This window comes from Caulobacter sp. 10L414 (assembly GCF_056395525.1).
Window position 1 is genome coordinate 1 of sequence record NZ_JBFTJR010000162.1, and the last position, 373, is coordinate 373.

Genomic DNA, 373 nt, shown 5'->3' on the forward strand with positions numbered 1-373 from the left:
GCGGCAGGGCCTTGCCGGCCGCGTCATGCATGGCCACCAGCGCCGCTTTGCCTGTGACGGTTGGCATCTTCACGAGCACAAGGGCGTTGAGGCGCGGTACGACCTCGTCACTGGAAGTCTCCAGTTCCACGTCATCCGGCAGGTCAGTCGGGTCGATCGCCACCCGGTTCACGCGGTAGGGCGTCAAGGACGGCAGCAAGGCATAGCCATTGCCGTCTATGCGCGCGCCTTGACCGTTGACAATCCGCCCGCCTTCCGCGCCCTTGGCTTCGACCAGTGCGGCAGCCTGGCCAAGCGGCGGCCCCAATGTGACGCCGCCAGCGTGCGCGACCACGCTGCCGTCCGCGTTCAGGCCGAACTGGCGGCCCTGGTT

Annotated in this window: 1 protein-coding gene; it reads right to left on the bottom strand. The window is 67.8% G+C overall.

Annotation, left to right across the window (positions count from 1 at the left end):
* The coding region (locus AC1DCG_RS25215) for a fimbria/pilus outer membrane usher protein (protein WP_477041771.1) at positions 1-373 on the bottom strand (373 nt) is incomplete at both ends.